This is a genomic window from Glutamicibacter sp. 0426 (assembly GCF_001906485.1).
Taxonomy (GTDB): Bacteria; Actinomycetota; Actinomycetes; order Actinomycetales; family Micrococcaceae; genus Glutamicibacter; species Glutamicibacter nicotianae.
Map to the genome: position 1 here is coordinate 1,040,718 of NZ_MPBI01000001.1, position 19,204 is coordinate 1,059,921.

At 60.8% G+C, this 19,204-nt stretch carries 21 protein-coding genes; 3 read left to right on the forward strand and 18 right to left on the reverse strand.

The annotated features are described in order from the left end of the window. The first annotated feature begins 77 nt into the window (after positions 1-77). The gene (fabF, locus tag BKX98_RS04950) at positions 78-1,325 is read left to right on the forward strand and encodes a beta-ketoacyl-ACP synthase II (RefSeq protein ID WP_066138960.1); all 1,248 of its coding nucleotides are present in this window, start codon (positions 78-80) and stop codon (positions 1,323-1,325) included. Positions 1,326-1,519: 194 nt separating this feature from the next. Next, positions 1,520-2,095 (forward strand): dihydrofolate reductase family protein, encoded by a 576-nt coding sequence (locus tag BKX98_RS04955; protein ID WP_073706319.1) that lies wholly within the window; start codon positions 1,520-1,522, stop codon positions 2,093-2,095. Between the two features lie 6 nt (positions 2,096-2,101). Here BKX98_RS04955 and BKX98_RS04960 read toward each other — a convergent pair whose 3' ends face one another. From BKX98_RS04960 to rpsP, 17 genes are all read right to left on the reverse strand, one after another. Next, on the reverse strand, positions 2,102-2,488 hold the full coding sequence (locus BKX98_RS04960; protein WP_149596848.1) for a VOC family protein: 387 nt from the start codon (positions 2,486-2,488) through the stop codon (positions 2,102-2,104). A 299-nt stretch (positions 2,489-2,787) separates the two neighbouring features. Continuing rightward, positions 2,788-3,291 carry a DUF3145 domain-containing protein gene (locus BKX98_RS04965; RefSeq protein WP_038991510.1) on the reverse strand — a complete coding sequence of 168 codons (504 nt, stop codon included), beginning with the start codon at positions 3,289-3,291 and terminating at the stop codon, positions 2,788-2,790. 141 nt (positions 3,292-3,432) lie between these two features. Further along, positions 3,433-4,428 carry a tyrosine recombinase XerC gene (locus BKX98_RS04970; RefSeq protein ID WP_073706321.1) on the reverse strand — a complete coding sequence of 332 codons (996 nt, stop codon included), beginning with the start codon at positions 4,426-4,428 and terminating at the stop codon, positions 3,433-3,435. A 33-nt stretch (positions 4,429-4,461) separates the two neighbouring features. Then, positions 4,462-5,706, reverse strand: a complete 1,245-nt coding sequence (gene dprA, locus BKX98_RS04975; RefSeq protein WP_073706322.1) for a DNA-processing protein DprA — start codon at positions 5,704-5,706, stop codon at positions 4,462-4,464. A gap of 8 nt (positions 5,707-5,714) precedes the next feature. Then, complete coding sequence (locus BKX98_RS04980) at positions 5,715-7,271, reverse strand: YifB family Mg chelatase-like AAA ATPase (RefSeq protein WP_073706323.1); 1,557 nt, start codon at positions 7,269-7,271, stop codon at positions 5,715-5,717. Then, positions 7,268-7,630 (reverse strand): YraN family protein, encoded by a 363-nt coding sequence (locus BKX98_RS04985; RefSeq protein WP_073706324.1) that lies wholly within the window; start codon positions 7,628-7,630, stop codon positions 7,268-7,270. The genes BKX98_RS04980 and BKX98_RS04985 overlap by 4 nt, the downstream gene beginning before the upstream one ends. A gap of 161 nt (positions 7,631-7,791) precedes the next feature. After that, a complete protein-coding gene (locus tag BKX98_RS04990; protein ID WP_038991500.1) occupies positions 7,792-8,112 on the reverse strand; it encodes a DUF2469 domain-containing protein in 321 nt (106 codons plus the stop codon). Next, positions 8,112-8,837: a ribonuclease HII gene (locus BKX98_RS04995; protein ID WP_073706325.1), complete on the reverse strand. Its 726-nt coding sequence runs from the start codon at positions 8,835-8,837 to the stop codon at positions 8,112-8,114. Before BKX98_RS04995 ends, BKX98_RS04990 begins: the two co-directional genes overlap by 1 nt. 11 nt (positions 8,838-8,848) lie before the next feature. Continuing rightward, complete coding sequence (gene lepB / locus BKX98_RS05000) at positions 8,849-9,553, reverse strand: signal peptidase I (protein ID WP_233125273.1); 705 nt, start codon at positions 9,551-9,553, stop codon at positions 8,849-8,851. Positions 9,554-9,717: 164 nt separating this feature from the next. Continuing rightward, positions 9,718-10,131, reverse strand: coding sequence for a hypothetical protein (locus BKX98_RS05005; protein WP_143181023.1), 414 nt, complete (start codon positions 10,129-10,131; stop codon positions 9,718-9,720). A 347-nt stretch (positions 10,132-10,478) separates the two neighbouring features. Next, positions 10,479-12,662: a trypsin-like serine protease gene (locus BKX98_RS16755; RefSeq protein ID WP_143181024.1), complete on the reverse strand. Its 2,184-nt coding sequence runs from the start codon at positions 12,660-12,662 to the stop codon at positions 10,479-10,481. 425 nt (positions 12,663-13,087) lie between these two features. Beyond that, entirely contained in the window at positions 13,088-13,735 is a 648-nt protein-coding gene (gene lepB / locus BKX98_RS05015; RefSeq protein ID WP_073706328.1) for a signal peptidase I, read from the reverse strand. A gap of 13 nt (positions 13,736-13,748) precedes the next feature. After that, positions 13,749-14,108: a 50S ribosomal protein L19 gene (gene rplS, locus BKX98_RS05020; protein ID WP_038991493.1), complete on the reverse strand. Its 360-nt coding sequence runs from the start codon at positions 14,106-14,108 to the stop codon at positions 13,749-13,751. A 249-nt stretch (positions 14,109-14,357) separates the two neighbouring features. After that, positions 14,358-15,182 carry a tRNA (guanosine(37)-N1)-methyltransferase TrmD gene (gene trmD, locus BKX98_RS05025; protein ID WP_073706329.1) on the reverse strand — a complete coding sequence of 275 codons (825 nt, stop codon included), beginning with the start codon at positions 15,180-15,182 and terminating at the stop codon, positions 14,358-14,360. Positions 15,183-15,185: 3 nt separating this feature from the next. Continuing rightward, entirely contained in the window at positions 15,186-15,728 is a 543-nt protein-coding gene (gene rimM, locus BKX98_RS05030; RefSeq protein ID WP_083586621.1) for a ribosome maturation factor RimM, read from the reverse strand. 154 nt (positions 15,729-15,882) lie between these two features. Then, complete coding sequence (locus tag BKX98_RS05035; protein WP_038991490.1) at positions 15,883-16,125, reverse strand: RNA-binding protein; 243 nt, start codon at positions 16,123-16,125, stop codon at positions 15,883-15,885. Positions 16,126-16,127: 2 nt separating this feature from the next. After that, on the reverse strand, positions 16,128-16,538 hold the full coding sequence (gene rpsP / locus BKX98_RS05040; RefSeq protein WP_038991489.1) for a 30S ribosomal protein S16: 411 nt from the start codon (positions 16,536-16,538) through the stop codon (positions 16,128-16,130). A gap of 250 nt (positions 16,539-16,788) precedes the next feature. On the opposite strand from rpsP, the gene BKX98_RS05045 reads away from it, so the two are divergent. Further along, the gene (locus BKX98_RS05045) at positions 16,789-17,418 is read left to right on the forward strand and encodes a LysE family translocator (RefSeq protein ID WP_073706331.1); all 630 of its coding nucleotides are present in this window, start codon (positions 16,789-16,791) and stop codon (positions 17,416-17,418) included. 47 nt (positions 17,419-17,465) lie between these two features. Here BKX98_RS05045 and BKX98_RS05050 read toward each other — a convergent pair whose 3' ends face one another. Then, positions 17,466-19,184 (reverse strand): HNH endonuclease signature motif containing protein, encoded by a 1,719-nt coding sequence (locus tag BKX98_RS05050; RefSeq protein ID WP_073706332.1) that lies wholly within the window; start codon positions 19,182-19,184, stop codon positions 17,466-17,468. Between the last annotated feature and the right edge of the window lie 20 nt (positions 19,185-19,204).

The following is a 19,204-nucleotide window of genomic DNA, read 5'->3' on the forward strand; positions in this document are numbered from 1 at the left end:
GCACGCGGGCCGGTACGTCAAGCCGGCCCCCTGAATTTCCAAGCACAGTTCTTATTCGCACAGTAGAGAGTTTGATGATGGCGCGCAAAGTAGTGATCACCGGTCTCGGAGCCACCACCCCAATCGGCGGCGATGTCCCCACCCTATGGGAAAACGCCCTGAAGGGCGTCTCCGGTGCCGCACCCCTGGAAGACGACTGGGTCAAGGAATACGACCTGCCGGTCACCTTCGCCGCCCGCGCTGCTGTGCAGCCGACCGAGGTGCTGACCCGCCCGGAGACCAAGCGCATGGATCCATCGACCCAGTTCGCTGTAGTCGCGGCCCGCGAAGCCTGGGCCGATTCCGGTCTGGTCAAGGAAGAGATGGACCAGAACAAGCTGGCCGTAGCCTTCGCTACGGGCATCGGCGGTGTCTGGACCCTGCTCAACGCCTGGGACACCCTGCGTGAAAAGGGCCCGCGCCGCGTGCTGCCGATGACCGTGCCAATGCTGATGCCCAATGGCCCTGCCGCTGCCGTCTCGCTGGATCTCGGTGCTGCCGGTGGCGCGCACACCCCGGTGTCGGCGTGCGCTTCGGGTACCGAGGCGATGCACGTAGGCCTGGATCTGATCCGATCGGGCAAGGCCGATGTGGTCATGGTCGGTGGCGCGGAAGCCGCGATCCATCCAATGCCGCTGGCCGCCTTCTCGTCCATGCACGCGCTCTCCCGCCGCAACGACGATCCAGCCAAGGCTTCGCGCCCCTATGATGTCGACCGCGATGGCTTCGTCATGGGCGAAGGCGCCGGTGCACTGGTGCTGGAGGCCGAAGAGCATGCCATCGCCCGCGGCGCCCGCATCTACGCCGAACTGGCAGGTTCCTCGGTGACCTCCGATGCGCACCACATCACCGCTCCAGATCCGGATGGCCTGGGTGCGACCCGTGCGCTGAAGGCCGCCATGTTCGACGGCCGCATCCAGCCAGAGGACGTCGTTCACGTCAACGCCCACGCAACCTCCACTCCGGTCGGCGACAAGCCGGAATACACTGCGCTGAAGAGCGCCCTGGGTGATCAGCTCGACAACGTCTGGGTTTCGGCGACCAAGTCGCAGATGGGCCACCTTCTGGGTGCCTCGGGCGCTGTGGAGTCCGTGCTGTGCGCACTGGCCGTCTACAACCGCAAGGCCCCGGTGACCATCAACCTGGACAATCAGGATCCGGAGATCCCCTTGAAGGTCGTCACCGGCGAGCCAGCGCAGCTGCCAGCCGAAGGCACCATCGTTGCTCTGAACAACTCGTTCGGCTTCGGCGGCCACAACGCTGTCGTAGCCATCCGCAGCGTCTAATCGCTTCGGCAGCAACACGAACGCAAACCACTGGGTTGGCTGGAGGAAATCCTTCAGCCAACCCAGCGGCTTTTAACCTGGGAGGAATTGGCGGGCAGCCATTGCTTCGATCCTGACATGTTGGTTAGGCTCAAGTACCGCCTCGAATCGGAGGCACCTGACGGTACTTGGCCTAGATCAAAGGACCCTTTCCCATGCGCACCCTGATTGCCACTTCTTTCGTATCCCTGGATGGCGTCGTCGAGGCGCCGGGCGGTGAACCGGGCTACCGCAATTCAGGCTGGACGGTGGATTCGGTCGACTTCGACCCGGCCGCCTATGAGCTGAAGGGCACCGAGCAAGCCGAGGCCAGCGCGATGCTCTTGGGCCGGTACAGTTACGAGTCGTTCTCTGCGGTATGGCCGTCAATGACCGAGGAATTTCCGCAGTACAACGCGATGCCCAAGTTCGTGCTCTCCACGACCTTGCGGGAGAAGGACCTGGCCACGAACTGGGGCGAGACCACCATCTTGCGTTCGGTAGCCGATGTAGCGCGGCTTCGAGCCGGCGACGGCGGACCAATCAGCATCCACGGTTCCGCGACGATGGTCCACTCCCTGCAGGAGCATCAGCTCATCGACCAATACAACCTGCTGGTCTTCCCGGTCTTGCTCGGTGCCGGCAAGCGCCTGTTCAGCGACACAAGCCTGGATGCGCAGAAGCTGAAGCTCGTCGATTCCCAGGTGTACTCCAACGGGATCCAGAAGAACATATTCAAGGTCCAGCGCTAGAGGATCCTAGCCAGCCACTGGCAGATAGGGCCGGGTAATTAATTCCAGGTAGTGCCCGGAAGGGTCAAGCAGATAGACGCCCCTGCCACCATGGTCCCGATTGATCCGTCCTGCCAGCTGCCGTTGCGGGTCTGCCCAGTGCTCGATTTCCCGCTTGCAGACCGTGGCGTACGCACGATCGAAATGCTCATCATCAAGCAGGTAGGCGTAATGCTGCGGCGGGAAGTCGATCGGTGGTGCGGCGAACTGCAGCAGGACGCCATGGGCCAGGCTGATGTTGGCAAATGGTCCCCAGCCCGGTTCCTCGCGTGCTTCGAGCAGTTCCAGGTAGAACTTCGCCATGCGCTGCGGGTCCAGTGAAGCGATGATGGTGTGGTTGAACTGTGCGGTCATTCTCTCCCTTTCGTGTATCAGAGTGCTGTTCATTGGTTGAATGCAACTGGCACGGGAGGTCCGCGAATCAGGGAACGACCAGATCGCCGTTCCGGGAGTGGCCTGCAACGGCCTGGCTGGTCTTCATCGCCACCGAGCATAGCACTGGCAAGCGACGCGACGCCAGAATCGCAGTTCTAATGGCAAGAAGTGGGATCCCCGGCATGGGATCCCACTTCTTTGTTGGTAACAACCCCGCACCAACGGGGTCATTTCTGGGTGAGCTACGAAAAGTCACCCAGAGACTAATTAACCAGTCGTTATACCACCTGGTTGAGCCATCGTACAGGCGCATCTTCGCCCGCGTGACGGAAGGGTTCAAGTTCTTCATCCCAGGGCTCGCCAAGGGCGATGGACATTTCCTGGTAGAACACCGACGGGTTGCCGTCGCCTTTTTCATAGGCCCAGCGGATGCGTTCTTCACTGACCATGACATTGCCAGCGCAATCGACAGTGGCGTGGAAGATACCGAGGTCAGGGGTCACGGACCAGCGGCTTCCGTCAGCCCCAGGGCTCGGGTCTTCGGTGATTTCGAATCGAAGGTGCTGCCAGCCGTGCATTTCGCTGGTCAGCAAGGCGCCGGTACCTTGGGTACCAACCCACTCGATTTCGGCGCGACAAAATCCGGGTGCGACGTGCTGTTCGGTCCACTCCATCTTTACTGGAGTGCCGAGCACGGACCCGATTGCCCATTCCAGATGTGGGCATAGCGCTGCAGGGGCGGAATGAATATAAATCACGCCTCTGGTCATCGGTGCAGACATGCCATCCTCCGTTGCGGTGTTGATCGTCTTCCCCTACGTCAACATCGTTCCGGTGCCATCGCCGCCGATACTTCCATTTTGCCTGATGATGAGGGCTTTCGCCACCCAGAAAGGCCATTTTCGCGGATTCATGCCAAATAGTCAGGCTCGCGGATGGGCTTGGCGATAGCTTTGCCTCAGCCGATCGACCGAAACATGCGTATAGAGCTGGGTCGTTGCCAGTGAAGCGTGTCCGAGGAACTCCTGGACAGCACGCAAATCAGCCCCGCCATCAAGCAGATGGGTGGCCACGGTGTGGCGTAACGCGTGCGGACCGCTAGCAGCGGTATCCCCCAGTGATTCCAGCGCCTTGGAAATGACCTCTCGCGCTTGGCGCACGTTCAAGCGCGCACCGCGCACGCCGACAAGCAATGCCCCCTTGGCCTCCTGCCGGGCCAAGACCTTGCGATGCGAACGGATCCACGCGATGATCACGCGCTCTGCAGGCTTGCCGAAAGGAACAACCCGTTCCTTATTTCCCTTGCCAAGAACCTTCAGGGTACGTCGTTCGAAGTCGATGTCGTCCACGTTTAGGGCCACGAGCTCGCTGATGCGCAATCCGGACGCGTATAGCAGCTCCGCGATGACCTTGTCGCGTGCCGCTACCGCCTGGCTCCTGGCATCCGGGCCTGATTCCGCTGCGCTTTCGCTATCGCCTGCGCCGGCAGTCACCTCAGTTTTTTCGGAGAGCAGGCGATCGATCTGGCTTGGCTGCAAAACGTGCGGAAGCCGCCGCTCCTTCTTGGGCGCGGCCAGCCGCAAAGCGGGGTCGGTGTCGATCAATTGGTGCTTCAGCGCCCATGCGAAGAAATTCTTCACCGCAGAGATCCGCCGGGCCAAGGTAGTTCGGGAAACCTGCGCTTCGTGAAGCTGGGCCAACCAGTCGCGGAGCATCTCGACCGTAATCTGCTTGAGGCTCGGATCCTGGGACTGGTGCTGCAGGAACTGGCCAAGGTTGCGCAAGTCCACGTCGTAGGCTCGCAGAGTATTAGCGCTTCGGCCGCGTTCGCGTTGCAGGTACTCCAGGTAATCCGCAACCGGCTCAGCGAACTTTGCCGACAGCGCAGTGCTGGTGTGCGTCGTTGGTTCTTGCTTCATCACTATTGAGAATACCCCCAGCTGCTTCTCCGGCTAGTTCTGGCGCACCAGCTTCCAGGTCAAGCCATCGGTAGCGGCCATGTCCAGCGACTCCAACCGGTTGATGGCCCGGAGCGTCTTGATCATTGGCACGCCACTGCGCGCCGAGATTTCATCGACCAGCATCCCTTTGGCGAAGGACATCGTGTCGTACACCATGCCTTCATCTTTGCTGAGGTTGTCAGTAAGGCGCGGCTGGGCTTTGGAACTGGGCGACTCTGTTTGGCGAGGCTGGCCCAGCAGGCCCAGTGCGTCTTGCGGACTGGCAAGCAACGCCGCACTGCCCTCCGCAATCAAGCGATGGCATCCTGCCGAGTTGGGAGCGAAAACACTGCCTGGAACAGCTGCAACATCGCGTCCGAGCTCGACCGCATGGCTGGCGGTGTTCAGCGCACCGGAACGGTGGCGCGCTTCGCTGATGATGACTAGCCTGCTCAATGCGGCGATCAGCCGGTTGCGGTTCAGGAAGCGGAAGCGAGCGGATGTGGTCCCGGGCGGCACCTCGGATATCAGCACGCCGCGGGCAATAATCTGGTTCAGGAGATTGCTGTTGCCCGAAGGGTAAAGCCGATCGATGCCACCAGCCATAACGGTGATCGTTGGCGGACCCGGGTACTGCCAATCCTCCACGCTCAGCGCTGCGCGGTGCGCGCTGGCATCAATGCCGTAGGCGCCGCCCGAGACGACGGTATACCCGCTCAATGCCAATGTCCGGCCAAGATCAAAGGTGACTTGATCACCGTAGTCGCTGGCGTCGCGTGAGCCGACGATGGAAACGTTGCTGGCCAGCTCTTGGCCTTCAAGCAGCTGGGGGTTTGCCGATCGCCACCATAGGCACAGCGGACGACCGAGATTCAGGTCGGCTAGCTGACGTGGCCAGGCGGCATCGGTGGGGATCAGCAATCCTCCACCAACCCGAGCGGCGGCATCCAGGGCGCCCACCGGGTTGCTCAGCGGCAGGCGTTTCCGCCATCGGGTCAGCGCCACTTTCAGGTCTTGCGCGGAATCCCCGGAAGGGTGGAATCCCAGGATTCCGTCCACTGGAAGCTTGAGCGCAGACGGATAGAAATCCTCTCGCTGGATCAAGCGCAGCAACTCCTGTGTGCTCATGAGTTCCAGCAAGGCCGTGGCCACGTAGTCGTTGGGCTCTATGAGCTGGTTCAAGTGAGCATAGACCCGACGCTCCTGGGAGCTTGGGGTCACCCGTCCCCCGGCAGTGTTCGTATTACTGGAAGTCATGACCTTACCTAGCTGCTTTCCAAGTTCTGGCGGAGATGACCGGCGATGGCCAAATCGTCCGCGGTCGGTGCTGTGTGTTCCTGCTGATCTGCCACAGTCCACGCGACCCTCAAGAGGCGGTGGATTGCCCGGGCAGAGAGCCCGCGCCGCGTGGCAAGCTGCTCAAGCGCCGCCCGCGTCCTGGCCGGGTAGTCCAGCTCATTCTTGAGGATTTGCGTTGGAATCTGCGCGTTGCAGGCAATTGAGAACTTTCCCAGCCGAGCCTGGCTGCGTGCTCGGGTGGCCACGACTCGTTCACGAACCTGAGCACTGGATTCGTTCGGTGCCGAGTTCAGCAGCTGGGCTTGCGGAACCGAATTGACCCTGACCTGCAGATCGACACGGTCGAGAATCGGTCCCGAGAGCCGGGCGAAGTAGCGCCGGCGAGCCATGGGAGTGCAGGTGCATCCGGTACCGGTTCCGAAATTCTTTCCGCAGGGACACGGGTTGGAGGCCATGATGAGTTGGAAACGGGCCGGCAGACGCTGGTGCCCTCGGATCCGCGCAAGGTTGATATACCCTTCTTCGATCGGTTGGCGCAGCGCATCGAGTACGCCTGTATGGAATTGCGCTGCCTCATCGAGGAACAGGATGCCGTGGTGGGCGCGCGTAATGGCGCCGGGAATCAGTTGTGCTGTTCCACCGCCAATCAGCGCTGATCGGGATGCGGTGTGGTGCGGTGCGACAAAAGGCGGCGTGCGTTGCAACTGGTCCAGTTCACCGGCACCTCCCCGGGTAATGGAATGCACCGCTGTGGCTTCGAGAGCCTGGAGATCATCCAAGGGCGGCATGATTGTCGGCAGGCATTTGGCCAGCATGGTTTTTCCGGCGCCGGCCGGCCCAACCATGATCAGGTGGTGTCCCCCGGCCGCTGCCAATTCCAGTGCGAGCCGTGCTTCCTGTTGCCCGTTGACCAGGCCCAGATCCACCTCGTCGGCAGCGGCTCCGACGACGTGCCCACCAGTTCGGTTAGCTGATTGCGGTGGCCTGTGGCGCAGGTAGGTAGTAATTTGATCCTTTGCCGCTCCACAGAAGGCCATGACCTGCCCGAGGTGGCGCAGCGCAATGACCTCTACGCCACCCACCAGCCGGGCTTCTGCTCCGTTCTCTTCGGCCACAATCACCTGGTCAAGTCCATGGGCGCGAGCCAGTTGCACGGCTGGCAGCACCCCAGGTACCGGCCTCAAGGTGCCATCCAGGCCGAGTTCTGCCATGTACAGGGTGCTTGCTGAAGCGAACAGTTGCTGATCAGCGGCCAAGGCGGCAATCACGATGGCAAGGTCAAAAGCTGACCCGTATTTCGGCAGCGTGGCCGGGGATAAATTGACCGTCAGCTTTCGGTTGGCTAGCGGGATTCCTGAATTCCGTGCCGCTGCCTTGATCCGTTCGCGGGCCTCGCTCAAGGATGCGTCGGGCAAACCCAGCAGGACGAATCCCGGGATGCCGTTGCCTAGGTCGGCTTCGACTTCCACCAAGGAAGCGCTGACCCCGTGCAGGGCCACGGCACTGGTTCGAGCGGTACTCATGAGTGCACATTTTCATGCAGGTTGCAGTCGAATCCGGTCGCCGTCGCGTAGACCTCGACGACATCCACGCGAAGTTCGGGCAGAAACAGGCGATGGGATCGGGCCCAGAAGAGAAGCAGCTTGTTGAGCCGGCGAAACTTGGCCGGGGTGATCGCGTCGAAGCCGGAACCGAAGCGTTGCGACGACCGCGTTTTAACCTCGACAGCCACGATCTGGCCATTTCCAGCCCGCGCTACCAGGTCCAGCTCCCCTGCCGGGCATCGCCAATTGCGATCGAGGATTTCGTAGTGCTGTCCTGCGAGAAATGCGGCGGCGGCTCGTTCCCCGTCGGCACCTAGCCGTTGTTTCTCGGTCTGCATGCTTGCTCCTCGATGTCTATGATCCGTTATGGAAACATCGTCGGAGATTCATAAGCCACGGCAGCAGCACGGGCCGCGGAATGTGGATATCTCGTTGCCAACGAGAAAGCCAGCCCTGTTCTGGAAACAGAGCCGGCTCTCGAATACCTATGCAGCTTGAGCTAGTTGCCCAGTCCGTCCTTCGGAATCTGGAATTCGTCGGGGTTAAGTTCTTCGACGTTGACATCCTTGAACGTCAGCACCTTGACGGACTTCACGAAGCGGCCCTGGCGGTAGATGTCCCAAACCCACGCGTCGGTGAGGTTCAGCTCGAAGTACACTTCCCCGGCATTGGACAGGGTCTTCACGTCCACCTGGTTGGCCAGGTAGAAGCGGCGTTCGGTCTCGACCACGTAATTGAACAGCCCCACCACGGTCTTATACTCGCGGTACAGCTGCAGTTCCATGTCGGACTCGTAGTTTTCCAGGTCGTCGGCAGCCATCACTTTGCTTTCTTTGTCGTGGCTTCACCTTGGGCCTGATCAGCGCCCGAAGTCAAGTTCCAGCTCTTTCGGTGGTAGTCGCAGGGACCCTGTACGACAATCGCGGCACGATGCGCTGCGGTGGCATAGCCCTTGTTGATCTCCCAACCGAAGTACGGATGCTCCGTGGCCAGGCCTACCATGATGCCGTCGCGTTCGACCTTGGCCAGTATGGATGCACCGGCGATAGCCTGGCAGGTCATGTCCCCCTTCACGATGGTAGCCACGGGGATATGCAGGCCAATGGGCTCGCGGTCATCGGCCAGGATATCGAACAGGTCCGGTTCGGGCGCGGTCAGCCAGTCGTAGCTGCCATCCAGAAGCGCCGCTTCAGGCTGGACGGCGCACTGCGCCATGGCCCGTGATCCGGCCAGGCGCAGGGCTCCAGTGACACCGAGCGCGTCGATTTCAGCTGCCGATGCATGCCCCACGCCGTAGCCGACGGCCCATTGGCGCACTGGGTCAACCAGTGCCATCCGGGTGTCCGGGCTCAGGAGCTTGGAATCGCGCAGTTCAGGGAATTCGGTGACTTGCTGGATATCGATCACTGTCATTCCGACGGTAATCGGACCAGCCAGCGCGCCGCGTCCCACCTCATCGACTGCGGCGATGTAGCGGACGCCATGTCTGGCGGCCAGGGCGCGCTCGTGTTCGAGTGTGGTTGCCTTGCTCTTGGAATCAGCCATGTGCAGGTACGCTACTCAGCCACTGGGTGCGGGACATCGGAGAAGACTTCTTCATGGGAGTCGATGGTGCCCCAGCGCGAAGTAGGCCACGAGATCACCGAAGCTCGGCCCTGGACGGATTCGATGTCGACGAAGCCGCCTTGGCGGTCGGCGTGGAAGCGGGAATCCGCGCTGGCTGCACGGTGATCGCCCATCACCCAGAGCTTTCCTTCCGGGACGGTCACCTTGAATTCCATGTCCGACGGTCTGTCACCGTTATAGATGTACGGCTCGTCGATGGGCTCGCCATTGATCGTGATGGCACCTTCTGCGGTGCAGCATTCCACGGTGTCACCGGGCATGCCGATGATGCGCTTGACCAGGTACTGCTCGTCGGCCGCGGGAAGCACGCCGACAAAGGAAAGCACGTTCTGGAATGCGGTGGGGTAATCGGTCAGCGGCGGCAGCCACTCCTGGTCATCTCGGAATACGACGACATCTCCGCGTTCCAGGTCGAAAGGACCGGGAACCATGAGGTTGGCGAAAATCCTGTCGTCGACCTCGAGAGTATGCTCCATGGAGCCGGATGGAATGTAGTAGGCACGGAAGAAGAAGGTCTTGATCACGAATGAGAGCAACAGCGCGATCGCGATAATGATGACAATCTCGCGAACGAAGCGCCATAGTTTGTAAAGTGGTCCCCGGCTTCGAGGAGTCTCTGCTGATGCTGCACTCACGATTCGATTAGTGCCTTCCATTGTCGCGTGTTATCCCCATCTTACGTGCCGTATCAGGCGCAACGTATCATTGCACGGTTACGGCCAGTTGCTCCGGAACGCGCCAACGGCCAGTCCCGGCGAAGGGACTGGCCGTTGGCGCGACCGTGAAAGCGGAGTCTGGGCTACTGGGTGGCTGCTGGCGTCATGATGCCGCCGCTCTCCTTGTAGTCCACAGGGATTTCGCCGATGGGCTTCTCATCGTCGATCAGCTTTTCGACAGCTTCGAGCTGGCTCTTGTCCACCGACAAGGTGATGCCTCCGGTCTCAGGATTCAGCGTGTAGGCATGGATGGCGTTGCGCACAGGGTTTTCCTGCTTGCTTTGCCACTTCATGATTTCGGAGATTGCCGAGCGGAGTTCTTCGCTGCTGAATTGGACCAGGTGCCCGACGGCACCGGCTTCTTCAATGGTGGATAGCTGTTCTTCGCTGGTCGTTGAAACGTTCAGCTTCCCGTCCTTGATCCAGCCTTGGACGTAGTCGTCGCCCAATGCTTCGGAAAGCTGGTCATTGGTTTGGAGCAGTGTATCTTGGTCCACGGCATTCTCACTTGAATTGTCTGTTTGCTGCGAGGATTCCGATGCCGTAGTGCTGGCGGAAGGCTGCGTGCCTGGATCGGTTCCCTGGCCGCAGCCGGTAAGCAAAAGTGCAGCCATGGCGGCGGTAGATGCCAGCATGATTGGCGTGCGTGAAGTTCTAGCATTCGAATTCATAATTTACACCTCGGTGGTATTCACGTTGCCGCAACGATCTTAGCTATCAGGCTAGTGCTAATTTCGTAGAGCAACCAAGGAGCTACATGTGTGCCAAGTAAAAATGCCCCGCTACTTGTTCCAAAGTAGCGGGGCACTTTCAGCAGGATCTTTTCCCTTGGGTCAAGAAATCCTTAGCCGTGACGGCGTGCGCTGCGGCGGAACAGCAGGAATGCTGCGCCGGCCAGAGCCATTGCACCACCAGCGGCGATCAGCGGAACGCTGCTCGATCCGGTATCTGCCAATGGATCTTCCTTCTTAGGAGTTTCCTTTGGAGTTGCAGACTTGCTTGGCTCGTCATCCTTAGGAGCCTCCGACTGCTCCTCATCTTCCGAAGCGGAAGGCGAGGTCGATGGCTCGTCGGATTCATCCTCGGACGGCGATGGCGAGCTGCTCTCGGAAGGCGAGGTCGATGGCGACTCCGAAGGCTCTTCGGTTGGCTCGTCAGTCGGAGTCTCGGTTGGCTCGTCAGTCGGAGTCTCGGTTGGCTCGTCAGTCGGAGTCTCGGTTGGCTCGTCAGTCGGAGTCTCGGTTGGAGTCGGCGTTGGGGTTGGGGTCGGAGTCGGCGTCGGACTTGGGGTCGGCGCAGCAACGATCACGACGTTCGCGTTGACCCGCTCAGAGGTGTTGAAGCCGTTCTTGGCCTGCAGGGTGAACGAGTACTTGCCCAGTTTCTCCGGTGCGGTGAAGCTAAACTCGCCGCTGGAATCCACAGTCACGGTCTCGACAACCTTGCCGTCCACGATGATGTCCACCTTGGTGCCGCTGGAGGCAGACTTGACGGTACCGGTGATGGTATCGCCGGCCTCAACTTCGGTGCCGTTCTCCACCGACAGTGCAGGTGCGTTCACGAAGAACTTCACCTGGTAGCCGTCGATGTAGCCCTTCTTGAAGACATCGTCCAGCGAGGTGTACATCGCAACGTCGTCCGCGTTGTTCTCGATTCCGTCCTCGCCGCCGGAGTTGGCGGAGTTGATGCCCACGGCCTTGCTGCCGACGAGCACTGGTCCACCGGAGTCGCCCTGGTCCAGCACGGTCTGGCCCGGGTTGTATGCGGAGTATCCCCAGACCGAACGCACGGTGTCGTTCTGGCCGTAGACGAAGAACACGCCTTCGCCGAAGATGTCCGAACAGCTCCAGCCGGTGGTGCGGCCCGCGGAGCAAGCCTCGGACCCGACGACGGCCTTGGACACGCCGGTCACGTTCAGGACCTGGTCGCGCTCGTCCTGGCCTTCTGGCCACTGCGAGACCGCAGCGTGCAGGTTCAGTTCAGGGTTGATGTCGTCGATCACCGAGATATCGGTACCCGGCTCCAGGCTGTCGAATTCCTCATCAGTCATCGAGTTCAGCTCTTCGATGGTTAGGCCCGAGTTGTCCGGGCCACCGAACTGGTTGAAGCCGAAGGTGCCCAGTTCGGCACTGATGCCTTCAATCTTGCTTGGGGCCGAGTGCTCCAAGAGACCGAGGATCGTGGTGGTGCCGTCCTCGGAGCAGTGGCCTGCGGAGATGACTGCATCTTCGCCAGCTGGGTTCCAAGCGTTGAAGCCCAGCGAGCAAACGGTGGTTGCGTCGGAAGGCTGGCCGGACTGGTCCATGGCGTAGCCCATCGCTCCGTAGACATCTTCCAGCGCGGAAGTCTCGGCAACGCCGGAGCCTTCTTCACCCTCGACGTACTTGGCCTGGCTGACGAATTCCTCGATGGTCAGGTCCTCGGCTGAGAGCTCGGCAGCCTGGGATTCGAGGGCCTTGGCTTCCTTCTTCTCGAAGCCTTCAGCGTAGATCTTCAGGCCTTCGGCGGTGTTCAGAATCGCGGTAATGCGCTTCATTTCCTTCGGCGCAACGGTCTTCGCAAGTTCCTTGTAAACCTGTCCTGGAGTCTTGACCTCGGCGTCGAGGACCTTCATTTCCAACTTGGTGGGTGCTGGAGTTGCGGTCTCGGCGATGATCTTCTTCGCCTTGTCTGCGTCGTCCTTGCCAACGGTGATTTCGGCCTTGCCGTCCTTCACCGAGGCAGTGGCTTCCACGCCCTTTTCGTTCAGTTCGTCGCGAACCTTGGAAACAGCGTCGCTGGTTTCCCCGTCCTCGACGTACTCTTCAACCGACTTGTCGAGGTCTCGCTCGATAGCCTTGTCGAGACCTTCGGTATCGACAGCGCTTGCGCTCGGCGACGGCTTCTCGCTAGCCGGAGTGGAAGCAGTCGGCGATTCGGAAACCGTCGGCGCTGCCGCTGCAGGCATGAAGCTCGAACCGACCACCAAAGCGGTCGCGGCTGCTGCAACGATGCCGCGCTGCGCAGTCTTCTTTTTTGGATGTGGCATTAACGCTTCTCCCAGATTTATGGTGCGAGTGCTTGCGTTTCCCCTTACCTAAGGGCGCACGCGTAAGCACAGGTGTTGTTACCAAAATGAAACAATACTTGGTTCCCGCACAGCTTTTCAAGCATCGAATCCAACAGAAATATAAACTCCGAACTTTGTTTCACCTAGTCAAATAGGCCTGCCCGAATCGACTCAGGTCACAAATTACGAGCCAGTAGCGTTGGTTTAAGATTGGACTACTCTTTCTCAACCCAAGTCAGCTTGGTAGATCCTGAGCGTTATCGCAATATTTGCACACCAACTGCACAGCAACACGGGCCCCGTGAATATCCATCCAAATTAAGTACATGAAGATAGAAAAAATGGTGCCGGATGGGTAGTTCTACCCATCCGGCACCAGCAAATTCGTTGCTTGTGACGGCGTGTCACCTGATATCTGAGCGCTGATCGAGAGGCCAAATTACCTCTGCGGCCTTACCAGTAACCCGTTCAACACTGATCATCCCGCCGCCGCTGGCACCCAGCAACGAGCGCGAATCCTTGGAAGTGGACCGGTGATCGCCCATGACCCACAAACGGCCTTCCGGCACTTCTACGGAAAATTCCTGTTCGCTTGGAGCGTCCCCGGGGTAGATGTACTGCTCATCTACAGGCTCTCCGTTAACGAGAAGCAGCCCATCAGCACCGCAGCATTCCACGGTGTCTCCCCCAACGCCGATGACGCGCTTGACGTACTTGTTATTGCTGCCGGCGAGGCTGAACGCCGAGAGCAGGTCTTCAGCGAAGCTGGCCTTTGCGTAGGGCAGGAACGAGCCGCGGCCATCGAAAACGATGATGTCTCCGCGCTGCGGTTCGGAATCCAAGTAGGTGCGGCGGTCCACGGAGATGCTTTGGCCAGGGTTGAGCGTAGGCTCCATCGAGTTGGAATCGATACGGAAGACATCGATCACCGTGGCGCGAAGAAGAATGGTGGCCAGCAGGCCGAGAATAACTGCGAGTACAGCGAAGCGCCAGACCCATGAAAAGGCCTGGCGCTTCATTGTTGCCCGCTCGGTGCGTGCAATCCGGTTCATGGAAGAACGCAGATTACTTCTTTGCGCCGAAGTCGCGCTTCTCGCGGATGCGAGCAGCCTTGCCGTGGCGATCGCGCATGTAGTACAGCTTTGCACGACGCACGTCGCCCTTGGTCACGACCTCAATCTTGTCGATGATTGGGGAGTGGACTGGGAAGGTACGCTCAACACCGGTGCCGAAGGAAACCTTGCGAACGGTGAAGGTCTCGCCAATACCGCGGCCCTGGCGGCCAAGGACGTAGCCCTGGAAGACCTGAACACGGGAGTTCTTGCCTTCGATGATGTTGACGTGCACCTTCAAGGTGTCGCCTGGACCGAAGGCTGGAACGTCGGAGCGCAGCGAGGCTGCGTCAACAGAGTCAAGAATATGCATGGTGCATCTCCTAGGATCAATGCCGCAGGTCACCGAATCCTCGTAGCGGGGCCCGACACCGGTTGAAACCAGTGAAATCCCCGGAACGTTGTACCATCGATTGCCCCTAGCAATCGATGCGGCGGTCTTCTATGGCTCGAACTTCCCCCTGCGGCAGGAGTCGAACAAAAACACACCAAGAAACAATTATGCCGTATCAGCGAAGCCGACGCGAGTCTGCCCGAAATGGCTTCGAGTGATTTTCCCCTCTTAGCCGTTCTCGGTTCCGGCGCCGGTGGCCCAGTCCAGTTCGGCCTTGGGGGTAATGGCACCGTCAACGAGCGCAAATCCGTTGTGCCACAGGGCATCGCGGTCTTTCCGGTTCAGGCTCTCGGGATCCAGCTGCATGATCAGATCGGGGCGGCGCGCAGCGGTGCGCTTGATCTGCTCATCTCGGCGGAACCGTCCCACACGCTGGTGGTTGCCGCCGAGCAGCACCTCCGGGACATCGCGGCCTCGCCAGGATGCCGGCTTGGTGTAGACCGGGTATTCCAGCAGGACATCCGAGTGGGATTCTTCCACCAGGGATTCAGGGTTGCCGATCACCCCGGGGATCAGCCGGGCGATGGCTTCGACCATCACCATCACAGCGACCTCTCCCCCGTTGAGCACGTAATCGCCGATGGATACCGGGATGACGTTGAAGTTCTCGTGCGCATACTCGATGACGCGCTCGTCGATGCCTTCGTAGCGGCCGCAGGCGAAGACCAGGTGCTCTTCTTCGGCAAGGTCGTAGGCCATTTGCTGGTTGAAGACAGTGCCTGCAGGCGACGGGACGATCAACGTCGGCTTGGGACCGGCAGCGTCGGCTGGGCGCACCGAGTCAAGTGCCTGACCCCACGGCTCGGGCATCATCACCATGCCGGCTCCACCACCGTAGGGGGTATCGTCGACCTTTCGGTGCTTGTCGGTGGTGAAGTCGCGCAGGTTGGTGACATTCAGATCCAGGATGCCGTCTTGCGCGGCGCGTCCGATCAGCGACAGCGAGAGCGGCTGCAGGTACTCAGGGAAAATCGAGATGACGTCCAGACGCATGGCTTACCTTGTTCCCTCTTCTTCGCTGCCTTCTTCATCGCTGTTCAAGGTCAGCAGTCCTGCCGGCGGGGTGATGACCACGATGCCGGCTTCCGGATCGATCTCCGGAACGAACTCGTCGACGAACGGCAGGTAGATCTCCTCGCCGTCAGCGTCTTCGAAGACCAGCAGATCCTGGGCTGGATTGGTGCGCAGTGCGGTGATGACGCCGACCTGTTCGCCATCGAGCATGACCTTCAGATCCAGCAATTCGTGCTCGTACCATTCGTCCGAGTCGTCTTCCGGCTCGTCCGAGACCTCGATTTCCAGGCGTGCGCCACGCAGGGTTTCCGCCTGGTTGCGGTCGGCAATTTCCTTGAAGGCGAGCAGCAGGATGGTCTTGTTCCAGCGGGCGTTCTTGATGGTCAGGGTTTTGACCGGGCCGTCGACGACGATGAATTCTTCGCCAGCGGTGAAGCGCTCTTCCGGGTTGTCGGTCATGACCTGGACGGTGACTTCACCACGGATGCCGTGGGGCTTGCCGATGCGGGCAACCTGCAATCGCATAGTCTGCTGCTCTTTCTGCACTAAGTTCCGTGGCGTGCGCCGGGAGACTGGTTTGGAAATTCTAGGGTAAACACGAAAAGGAGTTCCCGTCACTTCTCAGGACGGAAACTCCTTTCGTTTCGAAGCCAACTTACAAGTCAGACTTCTAAGTTGTTCAGCCTCGGCGACGGTCGGTGTCGATTACATCGACACGTACCGGCTCCTTGGCCAACGCTGCCATCACGGTGCGCAGTGCTCGCGCGGTGCGTCCCTGGCGTCCGATCACACGACCGAGATCCTCAGGATTCACACGAACTTCGAGCAGGTCGCCGCGGCGGGTTGACTTCAAGGCAACCTTGACGTCTTCCGGTTCCTCGACAACCCCGCGTACCAGATGGTCTAGCGCGTCAACGAGCACTGTTACTCAGCCTCGGTAGCTTCGGCCTCTGCCTCTTCAGCAGCTGGCTTCTCAGCCTTCTTGGTGATTGCCTCTGGGAGGATCACGGAACCCTTTTCAGGAGCAACGAATGCTGGCTTAGGCTCGGCAACCTTGTAGGTGCCTTCCTGGCCATCGATGCCCTTGAACTTCTGCCAGTCACCGGTGACCTTCAGCAGTGCGTGTACCTGCTCGGTTGGCTGTGCGCCAACGGACAGCCAGTACTGTGCACGATCCGAATCGATCTCGATAACCGATGGGTTCTCGGTTGGGTGGTACTTGCCGATCTCCTCGATGGCACGGCCATCGCGCTTGGCGCGCGAGTCCATGACGACAACGCGGTAGAAAGGTGCGCGCATCTTGCCGAAGCGCTTCAGACGAATCTTTACGGCCACTTTTGTGGTCTCCTGTTTCTCAACATGGTCGAATCCAATTTTTGGCACCTGTGGGGCAGGCCTTACTGGTTGGACTCTAAAAGGACAGGATTCGTAGCGGAGAGAGGGGCCACTGCGAATCGAGTACCCTGCAATTATGCCAGAGAGCAGGCTGGCTGGCCAACTCCATCTGGCGCAACGCGTCGGGCAATGATCATGAGCTTGCTCACCCCGGAGGCCATGCTGATTTGCAGTTCGTAGTATTTATTCTATGACCGTCACTTCCGCTTTGCTGGCCTTCAGCGCCGTTGCCGCCTTGATGACCCTGATTCCGGGTGTCGATACTGCGTTGATCCTTCGTTCGGCGATCACCCGTGGGCGCGGCGAGGCCATGCTGGCCGGGCTGGGGATTTGCACCGGTGTCTTCGTCTGGGGCGTGGCCGCGGCCGCCGGAGCATCGGCAATTCTGGCCGCGTCGGCGCTGGCGTACCAGATCCTCACTTACGCCGGCGCTGCCTACCTGGTATTCCTGGGCGGGCAGATGATCTACCGGAGCCTGCGCAAGAAGCAGCTGCCGAGCACCGAAATCCCGGTGCCGCAAAGCGGCATTCGAACCTACCTGACCGGCCTGGTCACCAACGTGCTGAACCCGAAGATCGGCGTTTTCTATATCGCGGCCATCCCGCAATTCACCCCTGCCGGCAGCAATGCCCTGCTCATGGGCGTCGGCCTGTCCGCCGTGCATGTTGCCCTCACCCTGATGTGGGCCGCCATTCTGGTATTCGGAGTACGGATCGCTGGACGCTGGCTGAGCTCAGCCAAGGCGGTGTCCTGGATGGATCGGATCACCGGGACGGTACTGATCGGCTTCGGGCTGAAGGTCGCGCTCTCGCGGCCGTAACCTCGTGCACCAGCCGCCGTGGCGGCGCAGCTGGGCATTCGGCGTGCTCAGGCAGCTACCGGGACACTGTTTCTTCGCGGCATTTGCAGCGGATCCAGGTGCTTGGGCAGCAGGATGTGCGCCAGTCCCCCGACCGTAACCACGGAGAGCAACCCGGCATGGACGGCATGGTGGTGCCGCCGGCACAGGCAGCTGCCGTTGCGCGTCGAGGTGCACCCGCCTCGCTCCCACCAATTGTTGTGGTGGTATTCGATCATTTCCGGTGGTGCGCTGCATCCCGGGACAATGCATCCACGGTCTCGGGCGAAGATCGCGCGTTTCATCGCTTCCGTGAAGAAGCGTTCCTTGCGCCCCACATCCAGCGGCTGGCCATCGGGCCCGAACACCACCCGGTAGATTTCACCCTGGCAGATCAGCTGGGCGGTATCCACGGAATCGAGTTTCAACCCATGATCTGTGGTGGCTCCCAGCTTGCCTGGATCACCCAGATCCTGCAGGTCGTTCAATTGGATGTGGATGCCGATCCTTGGCGTGATGCCCTTGGCTGGCGACCCTGTCGAACGCTGCTTCAGCGCGGCCAATAGTGCATTGAGCCGACGCTGAGGCACGGGCACGTCCCCATCGCCAAGCAAGGCGGAATCCTTAGAACCTTTAGTGCCATCAGTGCCTTGAGCATCTTGGGTGCCTGGCTGCCACTCGGAGGACCTGGACTCTGCGTCCTCCTGGTCCTCAGACTCGCAGTGCTCTTCGTGTTCTTCTTGTTCTGCTTGGGCCCACGGTGGCGGAGGTTCGCTGCTGCTGAACAGGCCGTCGCTGGCTGGCTCGTCCGCGGCGTTAGCCTGTTGGCGTGGCGCCGCGTCTGGGGCGGCTCCGGCCGCACGGGCGGCCTTGCCTGCGGTGGTGCGCGAATTGTCCGCCTGGGCCAGGGTGGAGCGGAATTCCTCGCGCTGGGTTCCGCCGATCAGCAGCTCGTACTTGTCGCAGTCCCCGACGGTGCCCCGCGGATAGATGCCCGGTTGCGGAGTCCGTGTCTGCGTGCGGGCCTTGCGTTCAGCGCTCAGCATGGCCGACAGCTTGGTTTCGCGGGTGGCGCGATCTGGTTCCTGCAGCAGCTCGGCGGCTTGTTCTTCGAGCAGCTGGCCCTGGGCATTGCAGGCGGTGGGTTGCAGCGGCTGGCCCTGGAAGCTGGTGTCTGCCGGCTCGAACTTGTCCAGGGCACGGGCCGCGCGGGCCACCATCCGCGGATCCAATGCAGGAGCCTCGGCGTAGAGCTTGGCCAGCTGGGCGAAGCGCGGTGCGGCGGTGCTGCCATCCATCAGCCGGCGGGCGATGAGCAGGTGGGCGTCGCTGACCCGATGCTGCCCTTCGTGGGCGTTGATTCCCAGCCACCCGTCCAGGAAGTCGCCGGTGTTCTGGTAGTGGGCGCGTCCCGAATGCTGGCGGGCTGGCCGGGCCAAATTGACTGTTGAATCCGCGACGGCCGCCAGCTCATCGTCTTCCAGCAGGTGGGCGCCGGTTGATTCGAGGTGGATGGCGCTGCGCAGCTGCTCGCGCAGGGTGTAGCGGTAGAGCAGTTCAACCAGCCGGGCATGGGCGGCCGCCACCCGCGGGTCATCGCTCTCGCGCAGGGCTTCAGAAAGCTTGGCCAGCAGCGCGAGGCAGGACGCCATCAGCTCCAGGAGCGCGCCGGCCGCTTGGCGCGGCAGGGCCCCGGTGATGGCTTCGCGCAGGATCTGCGTCGCTGCGGCTAGCTGGTGAATTCCCATGCACCGATCATCGCCCCGGC

What these genes read in the sequence shown, in the direction of transcription:
- fabF (WP_066138960.1), top strand. Translation starts at nt 78, where the DNA reads ATGGCGCGCAAAGTAGTGATCACCGGTCTCGGAGCCACCACCCCAATC.
- BKX98_RS04955 (WP_073706319.1), top strand. Translation starts at nt 1,520, where the DNA reads ATGCGCACCCTGATTGCCACTTCTTTCGTATCCCTGGATGGCGTCGTC.
- BKX98_RS04960 (WP_149596848.1), bottom strand. Translation starts at nt 2,488, where the DNA reads ATGACCGCACAGTTCAACCACACCATCATCGCTTCACTGGACCCGCAG.
- BKX98_RS04965 (WP_038991510.1), bottom strand. Translation starts at nt 3,291, where the DNA reads ATGTCTGCACCGATGACCAGAGGCGTGATTTATATTCATTCCGCCCCT.
- BKX98_RS04970 (WP_073706321.1), bottom strand. Translation starts at nt 4,428, where the DNA reads ATGAAGCAAGAACCAACGACGCACACCAGCACTGCGCTGTCGGCAAAG.
- dprA (WP_073706322.1), bottom strand. Translation starts at nt 5,706, where the DNA reads ATGACTTCCAGTAATACGAACACTGCCGGGGGACGGGTGACCCCAAGC.
- BKX98_RS04980 (WP_073706323.1), bottom strand. Translation starts at nt 7,271, where the DNA reads ATGAGTACCGCTCGAACCAGTGCCGTGGCCCTGCACGGGGTCAGCGCT.
- BKX98_RS04985 (WP_073706324.1), bottom strand. Translation starts at nt 7,630, where the DNA reads ATGCAGACCGAGAAACAACGGCTAGGTGCCGACGGGGAACGAGCCGCC.
- BKX98_RS04990 (WP_038991500.1), bottom strand. Translation starts at nt 8,112, where the DNA reads ATGGCTGCCGACGACCTGGAAAACTACGAGTCCGACATGGAACTGCAG.
- BKX98_RS04995 (WP_073706325.1), bottom strand. Translation starts at nt 8,837, where the DNA reads ATGGCTGATTCCAAGAGCAAGGCAACCACACTCGAACACGAGCGCGCC.
- BKX98_RS16755 (WP_143181024.1), bottom strand. Translation starts at nt 12,662, where the DNA reads ATGCCACATCCAAAAAAGAAGACTGCGCAGCGCGGCATCGTTGCAGCA.
- lepB (WP_073706328.1), bottom strand. Translation starts at nt 13,735, where the DNA reads ATGAACCGGATTGCACGCACCGAGCGGGCAACAATGAAGCGCCAGGCC.
- rplS (WP_038991493.1), bottom strand. Translation starts at nt 14,108, where the DNA reads ATGCATATTCTTGACTCTGTTGACGCAGCCTCGCTGCGCTCCGACGTT.
- trmD (WP_073706329.1), bottom strand. Translation starts at nt 15,182, where the DNA reads ATGCGTCTGGACGTCATCTCGATTTTCCCTGAGTACCTGCAGCCGCTC.
- rimM (WP_083586621.1), bottom strand. Translation starts at nt 15,728, where the DNA reads ATGCGATTGCAGGTTGCCCGCATCGGCAAGCCCCACGGCATCCGTGGT.
- BKX98_RS05045 (WP_073706331.1), top strand. Translation starts at nt 16,789, where the DNA reads ATGACCGTCACTTCCGCTTTGCTGGCCTTCAGCGCCGTTGCCGCCTTG.
- BKX98_RS05050 (WP_073706332.1), bottom strand. Translation starts at nt 19,184, where the DNA reads ATGGGAATTCACCAGCTAGCCGCAGCGACGCAGATCCTGCGCGAAGCC.